The sequence below is a fragment of the Chryseobacterium sp. HNCC26DJ239 genome, assembly GCF_057180445.1.
Genome location: NZ_JBXUGJ010000004.1, coordinates 34,986 through 50,773 on the forward strand (window position 1 = coordinate 34,986; position 15,788 = coordinate 50,773).

17 protein-coding genes are annotated in these 15,788 nt (G+C 33.8%); 15 read left to right on the forward strand and 2 right to left on the reverse strand.

The window, feature by feature from the left end:
* Position 1: 1 nt before the first annotated feature.
* The 15 genes from darH to AC2A1D_RS09350 all read left to right on the forward strand — a co-directional run bounded on the left by darH (position 2) and on the right by AC2A1D_RS09350 (position 11,956).
* Positions 2-997 carry a BtrH-related acyltransferase DarH gene (gene darH, locus AC2A1D_RS09280; protein WP_484043360.1) on the forward strand — a complete coding sequence of 332 codons (996 nt, stop codon included), beginning with the start codon at positions 2-4 and terminating at the stop codon, positions 995-997.
* Positions 998-1,753, forward strand: a complete 756-nt coding sequence (locus AC2A1D_RS09285; protein ID WP_484043361.1) for an ABC transporter ATP-binding protein — start codon at positions 998-1,000, stop codon at positions 1,751-1,753.
* Positions 1,743-3,002, forward strand: a complete 1,260-nt coding sequence (locus AC2A1D_RS09290; RefSeq protein ID WP_484043362.1) for an ABC transporter permease — start codon at positions 1,743-1,745, stop codon at positions 3,000-3,002. The genes AC2A1D_RS09285 and AC2A1D_RS09290 overlap by 11 nt, the downstream gene beginning before the upstream one ends.
* Positions 2,977-3,411: an acyl-CoA thioesterase gene (locus tag AC2A1D_RS09295; RefSeq protein WP_484043363.1), complete on the forward strand. Its 435-nt coding sequence runs from the start codon at positions 2,977-2,979 to the stop codon at positions 3,409-3,411. Before AC2A1D_RS09290 ends, AC2A1D_RS09295 begins: the two co-directional genes overlap by 26 nt.
* Entirely contained in the window at positions 3,411-4,583 is a 1,173-nt protein-coding gene (locus AC2A1D_RS09300; RefSeq protein ID WP_484043364.1) for a beta-ketoacyl synthase N-terminal-like domain-containing protein, read from the forward strand. The genes AC2A1D_RS09295 and AC2A1D_RS09300 overlap by 1 nt, the downstream gene beginning before the upstream one ends.
* Positions 4,584-4,593: 10 nt before the next feature.
* Positions 4,594-5,133: a 3-oxoacyl-ACP synthase gene (locus AC2A1D_RS09305; protein WP_484043365.1), complete on the forward strand. Its 540-nt coding sequence runs from the start codon at positions 4,594-4,596 to the stop codon at positions 5,131-5,133.
* A gap of 103 nt (positions 5,134-5,236) precedes the next feature.
* On the forward strand, positions 5,237-5,494 hold the full coding sequence (locus tag AC2A1D_RS09310) for a phosphopantetheine-binding protein (RefSeq protein WP_484043366.1): 258 nt from the start codon (positions 5,237-5,239) through the stop codon (positions 5,492-5,494).
* An 82-nt stretch (positions 5,495-5,576) separates the two neighbouring features.
* The gene (locus AC2A1D_RS09315; protein WP_484043367.1) at positions 5,577-6,776 is read left to right on the forward strand and encodes a beta-ketoacyl-[acyl-carrier-protein] synthase family protein; all 1,200 of its coding nucleotides are present in this window, start codon (positions 5,577-5,579) and stop codon (positions 6,774-6,776) included.
* A complete protein-coding gene (locus AC2A1D_RS09320; protein ID WP_484043368.1) occupies positions 6,773-7,834 on the forward strand; it encodes a beta-ketoacyl synthase N-terminal-like domain-containing protein in 1,062 nt (353 codons plus the stop codon). Before AC2A1D_RS09315 ends, AC2A1D_RS09320 begins: the two co-directional genes overlap by 4 nt.
* A gap of 24 nt (positions 7,835-7,858) precedes the next feature.
* Entirely contained in the window at positions 7,859-8,620 is a 762-nt protein-coding gene (locus AC2A1D_RS09325; protein ID WP_484043369.1) for a polysaccharide deacetylase family protein, read from the forward strand.
* 76 nt (positions 8,621-8,696) lie between these two features.
* A complete protein-coding gene (lolA2, locus tag AC2A1D_RS09330) occupies positions 8,697-9,323 on the forward strand; it encodes a flexirubin biosynthesis/transport protein LolA2 (protein ID WP_484043370.1) in 627 nt (208 codons plus the stop codon).
* On the forward strand, positions 9,289-9,924 hold the full coding sequence (lolB2, locus tag AC2A1D_RS09335) for a flexirubin biosynthesis protein LolB2 (protein WP_484043371.1): 636 nt from the start codon (positions 9,289-9,291) through the stop codon (positions 9,922-9,924). The genes lolA2 and lolB2 overlap by 35 nt, the downstream gene beginning before the upstream one ends.
* A 1-nt stretch (position 9,925) precedes the next feature.
* Positions 9,926-10,297, forward strand: a complete 372-nt coding sequence (locus AC2A1D_RS09340; RefSeq protein ID WP_484043372.1) for an ApeI family dehydratase — start codon at positions 9,926-9,928, stop codon at positions 10,295-10,297.
* Between the two features lie 4 nt (positions 10,298-10,301).
* Positions 10,302-10,787 (forward strand): hypothetical protein, encoded by a 486-nt coding sequence (locus AC2A1D_RS09345; protein ID WP_484043373.1) that lies wholly within the window; start codon positions 10,302-10,304, stop codon positions 10,785-10,787.
* Positions 10,787-11,956 carry a DUF2062 domain-containing protein gene (locus AC2A1D_RS09350; protein WP_484043374.1) on the forward strand — a complete coding sequence of 390 codons (1,170 nt, stop codon included), beginning with the start codon at positions 10,787-10,789 and terminating at the stop codon, positions 11,954-11,956. Before AC2A1D_RS09345 ends, AC2A1D_RS09350 begins: the two co-directional genes overlap by 1 nt.
* A gap of 355 nt (positions 11,957-12,311) precedes the next feature.
* Here the strand turns inward: AC2A1D_RS09350 and AC2A1D_RS09355 are convergent, their stop codons facing one another.
* Together AC2A1D_RS09355 and AC2A1D_RS09360 are read right to left on the reverse strand one after the other, a co-directional pair.
* Positions 12,312-14,009 carry a C45 family autoproteolytic acyltransferase/hydrolase gene (locus AC2A1D_RS09355; RefSeq protein ID WP_484043375.1) on the reverse strand — a complete coding sequence of 566 codons (1,698 nt, stop codon included), beginning with the start codon at positions 14,007-14,009 and terminating at the stop codon, positions 12,312-12,314.
* The gene (locus tag AC2A1D_RS09360; RefSeq protein ID WP_484043376.1) at positions 13,993-15,531 is read right to left on the reverse strand and encodes a phytoene desaturase family protein; all 1,539 of its coding nucleotides are present in this window, start codon (positions 15,529-15,531) and stop codon (positions 13,993-13,995) included. The genes AC2A1D_RS09355 and AC2A1D_RS09360 overlap by 17 nt, the downstream gene beginning before the upstream one ends.
* Positions 15,532-15,788: the final 257 nt, after the last annotated feature.

Here is a 15,788-nt window from a genome sequence, read left to right on the forward strand (position 1 = left end):
TATGCAAATCAACTTCGAACACCATCAGACAGCACATTGCGAAAACGGCGTTGCGTCTAATCTATTACTCAATAAAGGTTTAAAACTAAGCGAGCCGATGATTTTCGGTATCGGTTCAGGTTTATTTTTTGTGTATTTACCATTCCTAAAAGTGAATTTTGCTCCCGGATTTAGCTACAGACCAATGCCTGGAGCAATTTTTAGCAAAGCTGCAAAAAGATTAGGAATTAAAATTAAAAGATTAAAATTTTCTAATCCCAAAGAAGCGCAAATAGCTTTAGAGAAAAATTTAGAACAAAACATTCCGACAGGTTTACAAGTGGGCGTTTTCAACCTTACGTATTTTCCTGAAGAATATAAATTTCACTTCAACGCACACAATTTGGTGGTTTACGGTAAAGAAGACGGAAAATTTCTCATCAGCGACCCTGTCATGGATTTTGCCACTTCTCTTTCCGAAGAAGAACTGGAAAAAGTACGTTATGCAAAAGGAGCTTTAGCTCCGAAAGGACACATGTATTTCCCAACTTTCATCCCAGAAAATATTCATTTGGAAGAGGCCATTAAAAAAGGAATTAAAGACACCTGCAAAAATATGTTGGCTCCCGTTCCATTAATTGGGGTAAAAGCAATGAGATGGGTAGCGAAAAGCATCCCGAAATGGGCAGAAAAAAAGGGTACAAAAGTGACCAATCATTACCTTGGACAATTGATTAGAATGCAGGAAGAAATCGGAACTGGAGGTGGTGGTTTTAGGTTTATTTATGGAGCTTTTCTACAAGAAGCTGCAGATATTCTTAAAAATGAACAATTGAGAGAACTTTCAAAAGAAATTACTGCAATTGGCGATTTGTGGAGAGATTTTGCAGTAGATATTGCGAGAGTTTACAAAAATAGAAACTCTAAAAGCGACATTTACAACCAACTTTCAAAATCAATGCTTCACATTGCAGATTTGGAAGAAGCTTTTTATAAAAAACTGAGAAAAGCGATTTAAATGGCAGAAAACTTCATCGAAATAAAAAGCCTCTACAAAAAATATAAAAACGCAGAAGATTTTTCTGTGAATGATATTTCTTTGAACATCGCTAAAAACGAAATTTACGGTATTCTCGGTCCAAACGGAGCGGGAAAAACTACGCTAATTTCTATGCTTTCGGGTTTAATAAAACCTAATTCGGGAAGTTTTACCATAGATGGTTTATCTCCTCAAAAAAACAGCACAAAATTTAAGCAAAGTATTGGTGTTGTTCCACAAGAATATGCGTTGTACCCAACTTTAACAGCAAAAGAAAACCTACTCTATTTCGGAAGTTTGTATGGTTTATCTCCCAAAATTTTAAAGAAAACCATTGATGAATCTTTAGAAATTATGGGGCTTTCAAAATTTGCAGATAAAAAAGTAGAGCAATTTTCTGGAGGGATGAAGCGCCGCTGTAACCTTTTAGCGGGAACTCTTCACAATCCTAAAGTTTTATTTTTGGATGAACCTACAGTTGGTGTTGATGTTCAGTCTAAAAAAGTAATCATCGATTATCTGAAAGAGCTTAACAGTAAAGGAACTTGCATTATTTACACGTCTCATCACCTTTCGGAAGCTGAAGAATTTTGCACCAAAATCGCAATTATCGACGGAGGAAAAATACATGCCGTAGGAACACCGAAAGAACTCATTGAAAAAGTTTCGCACGCCGAAAATCTAGAAGACGTTTTCATATCATTAACAGGAAAAGAACTAAGAGATGTTGTATAAACTGTGGAGAAGTTTTTTTAAAGAAATCCTTTTGCTGAAGCGTGATATCGGAGGTATTGTCATTATTTTTTTAATGCCTTTGCTTTTGATTATTACCATTACTTTAATTCAGGATTCTACGTTTAAAAATTTGGAAGGCTCAAAAATTCCCATCATTTTTATTGATAACGACCATTCTGAAATTTCAAAAAGAATTCAGTCTGAGCTCAATTCTGGGAAGAGTTTCGAACTTTTAACCAATTATAATGAAGCTTCAGCGAAAGAAGCTGTCTTTTCAGGCGAATATCAAATGGCGATTGTTATTCCTGAAAATTTAACAAAAGACATCAATAGCAATGTAGATTCTAAAGTTCAGACCGTTGTAAGTTCCTTTGGTCTGGAAACCGATTCTGCCAATATTCAAAAAGAAATACCGAAAGCAAAAGACATTCATTTGTACTTTGACCCTGCAACAAATGCGAGTTTCAAAAGCTCTGTGATGAATGCTATCAACAAAATGATTTTCGAAATTGAAAATAAAAAAATCTACAAAGCTTTCCAAGACCAATTGGGAACTACGGAAGATTTAGACAACAAAAGTTTAATCAATTTCAAAGAAATCGTTCCGCAATCAGCTTTGGAAGCGAAACCTAACTCTGTACAACACAACGTTCCAGCTTGGGCGTTGTTTGCCATATTTTTCATTGTTGTCCCTTTATCTATTAATTTAGTTAAAGAAAAAAGTCAGGGAACGAGTGTGAGAGTTCGTGTAAGTCCGACACCTTATTATGTACATATTTTAGGGAAAACTTTTACGTATTTAATTATTTGCGTCATTCAATTTTTATTGATGGTTGCTGTTGGAGTTTACCTATTCCCGATTATGGATTTACCACAGTTCGATGTCACAGGAAAGCTTCTTCCGATGCTGGTTGTAACTGTTTTCGCAGGTTTAGCAGCCATTGGATTCGGTGTTTTATTGGGAACTGTGGCAAAAACTCAGGAACAGTCTGCGCCTTTTGGTGCTACTTCAGTAGTAGTTTTGGCCGCCATTGGAGGAATTTGGGTGCCGGTATTTTTGATGCCTGAATTTATGCAAACTGTGGCGAAATTTTCTCCTATGAACTGGGGATTAAACGCTTATTACGACATTATTTTAAGAAATAGCGGCATTGTAAATATTGCGAAAGAACTTTCGTTTTTGCTACTATTTTACATCGCAATGATTGGTATTTCATTAATTTATGAAAGGAAACAAAATGCAGTCTAAAAATTTAACTTGTACTGAAGAAGTACGTGTAAGATTCAACGAAACAGACCCACTCGGAATTGTGTGGCACGGTCATTACATCGTATATTTTGAAGACGGAAGAGAAGCTTTCGGAAGACAACACGGCTTAACTTATCTCGACATTCAGAAAGCAGGCTTTGTTACGCCCATTGTAAAAAGCACTTGCGAACATTTTTTGCCGTTAAAATATGGAGAGACCTTCAAAATTGTTACCACTTTTGTGAATTCAAATGCGGCAAAGTTGATTTATAAATATGAAATTTTCAACGAAGAAAATAAATTGGTTTGTTCGGGAGAAACCATTCAAGTTTTTTTGGATTCTGAAAACAATTTATGTTTATACAACCCTGAATTTTTTCAGGCTTGGAAAGATAAAATGGGGTTATAATGAACAAGGAAATTTACATTACGGATTACAACTGCGTCACACCTTTAGGTTTTGATGTTGCATCGAATTGGAATGCTCTTTTGGAAGGAAAATCCGGCGTTGCTTTACATCAAATTATAGAAAACAACGAGCCTTTTTACGCTTCAAAAATTGATTCTGAAAAATTAAATGAAGAATTTAAGCGATTCTTCGACACCGCTCAGAAATCGAATAATCAGCGGTTAGCCAATGACAATATTGAATTCACCAGGCTTGAAAAAATGTTTTTGCTGAGTTTAAAACCTTTGGTTGAAAAACATTCTGTTTCTGACGAAACGGCTCTTATTTTATCGACAACAAAAGGAAATATCAGTCAATTAAAAAATCAAAAAACATTACCTGAAAGTGTTTTTCTCTCAAAACTAGCACAAAAAATTGCTGATTTTTTTGGTTTTAAAACCAAGCCTATTGTAGTTTCTAACGCTTGTGTTTCTGGAGTAATGGCGATTGCTGTTGCTAAAAACATGATTAATTCTGGAAAATATAAAGATGCTTTTGTGATTGCCGGAGACGAAATTTCTGAATTTGTCATTTCAGGATTCAATTCTTTCCAGGCAATTGGAACCGAAATCTGCAAACCTTACGACAAAAACCGAGACGGAATCAATATCGGGGAAGCAACTGCTGCAGTTTATTTAACTTCAGAATTAAATAAAAACGAAAATTTTAGTTTTAAAATATTAGGAGATTCCGCCATTAATGATGCAAACCATATTTCTGGTCCTTCAAGAACGGGAGACGGCTTATTTTCTAGCGTTAAAAATGCAATCGAAGAATCGAAAATTTCGGCAAATGAAATCGATTTTATTTCGGCACACGGAACAGCAACCATTTACAACGACGAAATGGAATCTATCGCTTTTAACAGAATGAATTTGCACCACGTTCCTTTAAACAGCTTAAAAGCGTATTACGGACATTGTTTAGGTGCTTCCGGTTTGCTGGAAACGATTATTTTTATGGAATCTGCTTTGAAAAACACGCTAATTCCTTCTAAAAATTTCGAAGAAAACGGTACATCACAAACTTTGAATATCATTAAAGAAAACCAACCTGCGCAAATCAAATATATTTTGAAGACGGCTTCAGGTTTTGGTGGGTGTAATGCAGCAATTGTTTTAGAAAAATGTTAAAATGAAAAGGATGAAAAAAACAGACATTTGCACCATAGAAAACTCAAAAATCATTCTCAACAACGAAGTTATTTTTGAATCTCAATCTGAACATTTTTCAGAGTTTGCAAAAGAAGCCTATAAAAGTTTAGAACTTAGTTATCCTAAATTTCATAAAATGGATAATTTAAGCAAACTCGCCTTTTTAGCTTCAGAAATGATACTTAAAAGCGACAACCATAGCAAAACAGCTTTGGTTTTTGCCAACAAATCATCAAGTTTAGACACAGATTTTAAATATCAGGAAAGTATCAATTCTCAGGAAAATTATTTCCCAAGTCCAGCGGTTTTCGTTTATACTTTACCCAACATTTGTGTGGGAGAAATCAGCATCAAACATCAAATGCAGACAGAAAATGCCTTTTTTGTTTTGGATGAATTGGATGAAGATTTTCTAAACAACTACTCGGAACAGATTTTGCACTCAGGAAAAGCTGAAAAAGTACTTTGCGGATGGGTAGAATTATATCAAGATAATTACAACGCTTTTGTATATTTGCTAACTACGTAAAAATATAATAATATAAAAATGTACCAGTTTACCAATTTTTAAATAATGCTAATTGTTACATTGTTGAACTTATATATTGGTACATTATAAATGAAACTTATTTATGGAAAACTTAAAAGAAGAATTAAAACACAAAATTATCGAAGTTCTTAACCTTGAAGACGTTGCTGTAGAAGAAATTAAAGACACAGACCCTTTATTTGGAGGTGGTCTTGGTTTAGATTCTATCGACGCATTAGAGCTTATCGTTCTTTTAGATAAAGAATACGGTATCAAACTTTCTGATCCTAAAAAAGGGAAAGAAATCTTCTCGTCTATCGACACGATGGCGAAATTTATTGAAGAAAACAGAACGAAATAATATAATTTACCAATCTATCGATGTAGCAGTCTAGCAATTATTGTTAAACTGTTATATTGTTAGATTGTTACATTTCTATAGGATGGGTCAAAAAATTGCGATAACAGGAATGGGTATCATTTCCGCCATTGGAAACAATGTGGAAGAAAATTTAATCTCGCTAAAAACCGGACAACACGGGATTTCAGATATTAGTTTATTTGAAACTCGCCACGCTGGAACCATAAAAACTGGCGAAATAAAATTATCAAATAAAGAACTGATTGAAAAGCTTCAAATTTCTGAAGAAACAAAAGCAACCAGAACCTCTTTATTGGGAATGATCGCCGCAAAAGAAGCTGTAGAAAATGCTGGAATTACCGACATTAATGAGTACAAAACAGGTCTTATCTCCTCAACCAGTGTTGGCGGAATGGATATTACCGAAAACTACTTCTACACCTACGAAAACCATCCTGAAAAGCAAAAATACATCGACTCTCACGACGCAGGAGATTCTTCCTTGTTGATTGCAGATTATTTGGGGTTAAACGGTTTGGTTTCTACCATTAGTACCGCTTGTTCTTCAGCTGCAAATGCCATTATGATGGGTGCAAAGCTGATTAAAAGTGGTATTTTAGACCGTGTAATTGTTGGCGGAACAGATTCTCTTTCAAAATTTACTTTGAACGGTTTCAACACCTTGATGATTTTAACGGATTCTTACAATACTCCTTTCGACAACGATAGAAAAGGGCTGAATTTGGGTGAAGCGGCGGCTTTCATCGTTTTGGAATCTGATGAAGTTGTGAAAAAACAAAACAAAAAAGTTTTGGGCTACCTTTCTGGTTACGGAAATGCCAACGACGCGCATCATCAAACTGCGTCGTCTGAAAACGGACAAGGCGCTTATTTAGCCATGGAAAAAGCCTTGAAAATTTCGGGTTTACAAAAAGAAAACATCGATTACATCAACGTACACGGAACTGCAACGCCTAATAATGATTTGTCTGAAGGACGAGCCATGATTAGAATTTTTGGAGAAAACGAAGTTCCGGAATTCAGTTCTACCAAAGCTTTTACTGGACATACTTTAGCGGCAGCGGCGGCAATTGAAGCGGTTTATTCTTTATTGGCAATTCAATATAATATTATTTTCCCGAATCTGAATTTTAAAACTAAAATGCAAGAATTTGATTTGACTCCGGTAACCGAGCTTAAAGAGAAAAACATCAATCATGTACTTTCCAACTCGTTTGGTTTTGGCGGAAATTGTTCAACATTAATTTTTTCAAAATCATGAGTGCAGTGTACATCAACAGTGCAGCCTGCATTTCAGTTCAGGACACTTTAAATGAAAACTTTTTAGAAAATTTAATCCCACAAAATTCGGCACAAGTTTTAAAAGCAATTGAACCGAATTACAAAGAATTTATTCCACCTGCAGCAAGCAGAAGAATGTCTAAAACGGTAAAAATGAGTACCGTTGCTTCAAAATTTGCATTACAAGAAGCCGGAATCGAAAATCCCGACGCCATTATTGTAGGAACAGGAATGGGTTGCTCACAAGATTCTGAAAGATTTCTAAAAAATGTAATTGAAAACAACGAAGAATTTTTAACACCCACTTATTTTATTCAGTCTACGCACAATACCGTTGCTGGGCAAATTGCTCTAGGTTTGCAGTGTCACGCCTACAATTTCACTTACGTAAACACGTCTTCATCACTAGAATTTTCGTTTCTCGACGCAAAATTACAGATTAACGATGGTGAAGCAGCAAATATCTTGGTAGGTTCTACAGACGAGCAAACCGATAGAACGATGGAGTTGTACAAAATCAACAAAACCATTAAAAAAGAGGAAGATTTGCCTTTCAACCATCTTCAATCTACATCAAACGGTGTTATTTGGGGCGAAGCTGCAAGTTTTTTTGTCGTTGGAAAAGAAAAATCTGCAAGTTCTTACGCAAAATTAAAGGATATTAAAATTACAAATACTGTAGATTTAGAAACTACAAAAAGCTTCATCGAAGAGTTTTTAACTAAAAATGATGTAAAAGCTGACGATATTGATGCGGTCATTTTAGGCTTTAGTGGCGATGCAAAATCGGATGTGTATTATCAAAAAGCAGCGGATTTATTTTCAAATTCATCTTTATTATACTACAAACATTTGAGCGGTGAATTTAATACCGCAAGTGGATTTTCAACTTTTATGGCTTGTCATATTTTGAAAAATCAGCAAATCCCTGAAGTGATGAAAATTAACGATGTAAAAAAGGAAGAAATTAAAAACGTCCTGCTTTACAATCATTTGGGAGGTCATGACCATAATTTGGTTTTGTTGGAAAGAGTTTAATTTAAAACCATGCTGGTTTAAAACATGAAACATTACCCATTCATTCTCTTCTACTTATTCTGCAACGCTGTTATTTTTGCGCTTCAAGGAAGTTTTTGGGTGTATTTGTTGTGTTTTTTCATGTTTTCTATGGTCGTAATTTGGGGTTCTTTTGATATTAAATTAGGATATTTTGTCGACAGTTTCACACATAAAAGAACGAAAACAAGAGAAATTGCGCTTACTTTTGATGATGGGCCAACTGAGTTTACCCCAAAATTTTTAGATATTTTAAAAGAGAAAAATATCAAAGCAACATTTTTCTGTATTGGAAAACAAATTGAGAAACATCCTGAAATTTTTCAAAGAATTATAAACGAAGGACATACAATTGGAAATCATACTTTTTCACATTCCAACAACACAGGCTTTTTATCAACCTTAGAAATGGTTGAGGAAATTACAAAATGTGATGAAACGATTTTAAAATTCGGAAATATTACAACTAATTTATACCGACCTCCGTTTGGAGTTACCAATCCGAATATCGCGAAAGCCATCAAAAAAACTCAGAAACAGAGCATTGGTTGGAATGTTCGTTCTCTTGACACGGTAATTAATGATGAGAAGAAAATTTATCGAAAAGTTACTAAAAACCTAAAAAAAGGAAGCATAATTCTTCTCCACGACACCTCAGATAAAACTTACAACGTTTTGGTAGATTTATTGCTATTTTTGGAGCGTGAAAAATATTCAACTTTTGTTATTGAGAATAAGTTAAACACCAAAGATTTATTTCAAGATTAAAAGCTAAAATCATTCTGAATATCAGTTCACAAAAATAAAATCACAAACATTTTGTGGTTGATAAAAATTTAGAATAATGATTAAAAATATCGTTTTAAGTACCTTTTTATTAATTTCGAGCATATTTTTCGCTCAAAATACAGCGATGTCTCAAGCGGAAGCGAAAGCTTTTGTTGCCAAGATTTCGGCAGTAAACAAAAACATGAAAACTCTTCAAAGTGATTTTGTTCAAACTAAAAAAATGGATTTTTTGGATAAAAACATCGTTACACAAGGTAAAATGTCTTTAAAATCGCCCAATACACTAAGTTGGAAATACACAAAACCATATCAATACAGCATCGTTTTTAAGGACAATAAAATTTACATTAACGACCAAGGCAAAAAATCTTCTGCCGATGTAAAGAGTAAAACTTTTGAAAAAATCAATAAACTGATTGTCGGAAGTTCCAACGGACAGATGTTCAATGACCCAGAATTTTCTGTTGCTTATTTTAAAAATGCAAACTACAATGTCGCAAAATTCACCCCAAAATCTGCACAATTACTAAAATATATTAAACAAATTGAGCTTTCTTTTCCAAAAAACGAAGCCACAGTTTCGCAAGTTAATATGACGGAAGCTTCTGGAGATACTACCAATATTGTTTTTAAAAACACAAAAATAAATGCGCCGATTTCTGCATCAGAGTTTTCTTTATAGTTTGATTGTTTTAGGTTTTATTTCGTGCAAAACCTATCAATTAAGCAATGTTCAACCTGTTTCGAACATAGAAAAAAGCGTTGAAAACACCTATTTTACTTCTGGCGACGATTACGTTTACCGTTGCGAAATGGATATTTATAAACATGAAGTAAGTGGCGTTTTAATCATCAAAAAAATTAACGAAAGTACGCACAGAGTTGCGATGACAACCAATTTTGGAAATAAAATGATTGATTTTGAAATCTCAAAAAACGATTTTAAACTCAACTATATTGTTCCAGATTTAGATAAAAAAATGGTGATTAATTTTCTAAAAAATGATTTCCAAGAACTTTTAAGAAAAAATTATACTGTTGATGAATCTTTTGCGTCAGAAAACAAACAAATTTTCACTTCAAAAGACGATAAAAAAAAGTATTATCTTACCTTTAATAAAGATAAAAAGCAGCTTTCCAACATAGTTTTAACTCAAAATAATAAAGAGAAAATTGATTTTAAATTTGATGCTAAAAATCCTACTTTTGCAGAGACAATTGAAATTGAGCATAAAGACCTTAAAATCAACATCAAACTATTTGCAATCACAATGATAGATTAATATGCAAACAATACTTACCGATTTTTACACATTAAATTCTTTTGAAAAAGACGAAAACGGAGTTTTTTCCGCTAAAATTTCTTTGAACAAAGATCACGATATTTTCAAAGGTCATTTCCCAGGAAATCCTGTAACACCAGGCGTTTGCATGATGCAAATCGTGAAAGAACTTACGGAAGAAATTACAGGAAAAACATTATTCCTAAAATCTGCTTCGAATGTAAAATTTATGGCAATCATCAATCCTTTTGAAACGCCAGATTTAGATTTACAACTGAACATTACCGAAACCGAAGAAGAAATTAAAGTAAAAAACTCCACTTCTTTTGGCGAGACAATTGCATTGAAACTCTCGGCAACGTACAAAAAATAACTTTATGAAACTTTTTCTGTCGATTTTCACAGCATTATTTTTATTCTTCCAATCGGGTGATCTGGAAACTTTGCGAAACGCTTACTCTAAAGCAAATTCTTCAACGGAAGGCGCAAAAAACTTTATCGAAATTGCTGATAAAAAATCATCAAGCGACCCAGTAATTGCAGCCTACAAAGCTGCTGCAGCGATTTTGGAAGCAAAAGTAACGACCGAAAAAAATAAAAGAAAAACTTTCGTAAAAAGCGGAGCAACTAGTCTGGAAGCTTTAATAAAAAACAATCCCAACAATACAGAATTGAGGTTGATTAGAATGAGTGTTCAAGAAAACATTCCTAAAATCGTGGGTTACAACAAAAACCTAAAAGAAGATAAAACATTCATTATCAATAATTACGCAAAGCAAACTGCTGCTTTGAAGACCTATATTCGAAAATTTGCAATGCAGTCTAAAACCATGACTGCTGCAGAAAAAAATTCGCTTAAATAATGACCATTTCTGAAGTTCGCACTATTATTTCAGAACGAAAAATCTGTGTTTTAGTACCCACTTACAACAATCATAAAACGCTGAAACGTGTTATTGACGGAGTTTTAGACTACACACAAAATATTATTGTGGTAAACGACGGTTCTACCGATACGACTTTAGAAATTTTACAAAACTATCCTCAACTTAGCGTAGTCTCTCTTGCTGAAAATAAAGGAAAAGGAAATGCCCTAAAAATTGGTTTCAGAAAAGCCAAAAAATTAGGTTTTCATCATGCAATTACGATAGATTCAGACGGACAACATTATCCGAACGACATTCCCGTATTTGTGGAAGCTTTAGAACAGGAAAACCAAGATATTTTATTGATAGGGAACCGAAATATGTCGCAAGACGGAATCCCCAAAAAAAGCAGCTTTGGAAATCGTTTTTCCAACTTTTGGTTTTGGTTTGAAACCGGGATTAAACTGGAAGACACTCAATCTGGTTATCGTTTATATCCTTTGCATAAAATTCCGAAGAAATATTTTACTCCAAAATTTGAATTCGAGATTGAAATTATCGTAAGAACCGCTTGGCGACACGTTCCGGTAAAAAATGTGCCTGTAAAAGTACTTTACGACCCATCTGAAAGAGTTTCTCATTTCAGACCTTTTAAAGATTTTACAAGAATCAGTATTCTGAATACGATTTTGGTGACAATTACTTTGCTGTATATTATTCCACGTAATTTTGTGAATAATTTCAAAAAAAAAAGCTTTAAAAAATTCCTGAAAGAAGATGTTTTAGAAAGCGACGGAACCAACAGAAACAAGGCTTTTTCTATTGCTTTAGGCGTATTTATAGGTTTTTCGCCACTTTGGGGATTTCATACTTTGCTCGTTATTTCTCTTGCCGTTTTATTCAAACTCAATAAAGTTTTGGCTTTTATTGCTTCCAACGTGAGTTTACCGCCATTTATTCCGTTTATCATTGTGGCGTCGTTATTTCTCGGCTCACCTTTTGTGAATGGAGACAGTGACATTTTTAATCAAGACTGGAATTTCGATTTGGTGAAAAATAATATCCTTCAATACGCTATTGGAAGTTTTATTTTGGCGAGTTCCATGTCTGTAATTTCGTTTGTATCCACGATACTTTTTCTGAATAAAGTAAATCCGGAAAAATAATTTTTAGGAGCTGAAACCTGCTTTCGCTACTCGCTTTTTCAGTTGTTTCGGCGGCGGCTTCGCCGCCGCCGAAACAACTGAAAAGAGCTCAAACATTCAGCTCAATCAGAGCTAGATACAATTTCGTTTCAAAACAAAATTTGTTCAATAATAAATCTTTAAATATTATTGAAAGACAAAACAAAGGTATCGCTCCTACGGAGCTCCTCACAAAAAACCAAACATTTTCCTACAAAGCTCTTGCTTCTCTGAAGCAAAAAAACATTCATAAAACAAACCGGACAATTTCAATAACAAATATTCGATAAAATTTACATTTCAAAATTGGTGAACTTCATGAAAATCTACAAAAACATTACTTCAATTTTCGTTCACTTTTCTTCAAATATTTCTCAACATTTTCGCGATCAGGAACGGTTGTAATTTCTTTTGTTAAAGCTTTTTCAAATTCCATTTTGGCTTTAGAATAGTTTTTTTGTTCAAAATAATACTTTCCAGCTAGATAATAGACCCACCAAAATTCGGAGTTTAATAATTGATAATCAGCTAAATATTCATCACTCAACACAACATGATTGTCTATTGATTTTTGAATTTCGGCATTCAAAACTTTATATTTTTCGTAGTTTTTAAACGCTTCAGAATCCACAAAAGAATCTTTCGCGATATTGAATTCTGTTTTTGCAAAAACTCTATTTTTCAATCTATTTTCGGAGAAAATTTCGTTCAAATCATAACAAACAAATTCACCCAATTGATACGGATTTGCAGAAACCCAAACCAATCTCTTCTCAGGCGAAAAAATCACAGCATGATGCGCCAAAAGTTGATTTAAAGCTTTTTCATTTCCAAAACCAATTTCTTTACCTTTTAAACCAGATTTATCTCGTAAAATGGAAGCCATTTTATATGGATTCAACTTTTTCTTTTCCTTTAAAAGTTCCTGAAGCTTTTCGTAACGATATTCAGAATGACTTTCTTCTATGTGTTTTTGGTTTCTTTTATCCTTTTTATAAGCATCAGACTGAAAGTGATTTGTACATAAAATCTCACTCGAATTTTCAACTTTATATACCCCAAACTGAGTTGGTGAAACCTCAATAATTACAGCATTTTTATCGTTTGCACTACCTACCAAAATAGATTCAGAGACAAAAACTTTTCTTTTTTTTGCAATTTCAATGGCTTCATCAATTGTTTTTGCGTATTGCAAAATTTCTCTTGTCACAAAAGAAATTGGCGTTTTTGCCGCCATTGGAATTTTAGATTTTCCGGCATTAATTGTAACCGTAATTCCTTCTTTGTTCATCCCGGAAACTACGCCAATCATTCCTGGCCAACTTACTGATAGATAAGGAATCCCAATTTCCGGTTCTACCAACTCTATTAATTTATTTTTAGCAAAATCATCTCCAACGTAAAAATCAAAGTTTCTACCGATTAAAAGGCTTCCATCTTCAGAATTTTCATTCCAAACAGCCAAAGAAGTACAACCCACCATCATCAAATCTTGCATCGCATGACCAATATCGTGAGCGCCATGTAAATACATCGTTCGTCTGAATTTGGGTGCAATAAAATCATATTTATCAGACGAATACTGAGATAAACCATACAATTCCGCTTGAAAATCGTCTCTTACATTGCGATACATTTTCCGGTTGTACCAGGTTAAAAAACCTCGCAAAAGCTTTTGTTTGAACTTAGACGGAACAAAACCCTCGACTTTAGAAAAGAAAATTTCTTCCTGCTTTTGCATCAAATTCTGCGTTAAAGCTCCATTATTATAGCCCAACTGCAAAGGATTTCCTTTGATATACAACTCCCAAAGTTGTTGTTTATTTTTCGTTAAAAAATTCTGTTGAAATGCAAATGTAGAATCGTTAATTTTCTCCACTTTTGGAACTTCCAAAGCATATTGACCGATTTCCGGAAGGTGTTTTACCGACTTGCGAATTCCGCAAGAATTAACGAAAAAAATTGCCACAGCAAGAAATAAAAACTTCTGCGTTTTAAAAAAAATCGTAGAAATGTTCTTATTTTTCAACTTCATTTTTCTTTAGCATTTGAGATAATCTTTCATCGATAATTTCAGTTCCTAAAATTTCCGAACAGGTAATAAAAGCTCCGATGGTAACGCCCAAAATTCCGTGCATATTTACGGTTTGTCCAGTCAAAAAAAGGTTGGAAATCTTCGTTTTTGCAGAAAAAATAGTCTTTAAAGTATTATGAGAATCTTTCACATATCCGTAGATTCCGCCTTCGTAGCAACCGATATAATCGCGATAAGACAACGGACTGGAAGTGTAAACAGCTTCAATACATTCTAAAATTTTGGGATGCTTTTCAGCAATTTTTTGAATTAAAATCTTTGCTTTTCCCTTCTTAAATTGCTCATATTCTTCTCCTCTATTCTCAGTTTCAGCAACAGTATTTTTAGTACTTTCCCAATGACGAACTTCATCAAAATTCATGTAAGCCAAAACTGTTAAACTTTCAGCAAAATCGGGATTGATTTTGGATTGTGTCGCAGAAAGCATGTACCATTCGGGCCAATTTTCTTCTGAAGGCGAACTCGCGTTCCATACTTTTTCTGGCGAAGAATAATTGTAAAAATTATGATTAAAATATGGTAAAATATTCTTCTTCAATATAATATATACCGAAAAACACGAAACGGTAGGTTCCAAATCATAAATCCTATTGATATACGATTTTTTAAGTTTTTCTAAACCTATTAATTCAATTGTCTTTCGAATATCTACATTAGAAATAAAATTCTTGGCATAAAACTCTTTACCAGATTGCGTTTTTACACCTTCTAAAACATTTTCTGAATTGTAAAGAAACTCACAAACATCGGCGTGTTTGAAAACCTCTGCATTATATTTTCGCAATTGGCGAATTAAAAGTTTGGTAATCTGGCTTCCGCCATTGATGCACTTATAAGCACTTTCAATGTAAGAATTAACGGTTAAAGCATGTACGTAAAGCGGTGTTTTGTTTCCGATACCTGCATAAAGAAAATTGGAACCCGCTAAAACGGCTCTCAACTTTTCATTTTCCGTTACAGAATCGATGAAATCTTTAGCATTGGTGTACAAAATTTCGTCGCTGTATTTTTCTTTTTTAAACAAACTATAACGAGGAAATTGCGCGCAAACCTCCTGAATTTCTTTACAATACTTTTCAATATTGGCTTTTTCTTCAGGGAAAATTTCAGAAAGACTTTCTACAAAACCTTCATAACCTTGCGAATGCGGATAAAATTGAGAATCGTTATCAAAACTAATTCTGTCATAGCCAAAATCGTCAAGTTTTTTAAGTGGTAGTTCGTCTGCAATCTCGAGATAAGAAAAATATTGATGTAGATTTTGACCTTCGGATAAACCTCCTAAATAGTGAACTCCGGTATCGAAAATGAGTTTATCTCGGGAAAAAGTCTGCAAATTGCCTCCATATTGATTGTTTTTTTCAAGAACACAGACTTTTAAGCCTTCTTTCGCCAAAATTAATGCCGAAACAAGACCTCCTAATCCGCTGCCTATAACCAATATGTCGTATTGTTTTTCCAAAGTAGAAATTTAGAAATTTACGGTAACTTCTGCAATGATTTTTTGAAATTTATCCTAGAATTGGGAGAAAACAATAATTTATAATCTCTAAGAACGCAAAGAATAAGAAAAACATTGAAAATATATAATGCTCGCAATGGCGTTTCACTCAGCAAAGACTTCCGCATTCATTAGCTGAAAAAGAAACATCATGAACAGAAGTTTCCGCGCTATAAAATGATGAATCTTAAAAAATTTGCGTTAAAAGACTTCTATTT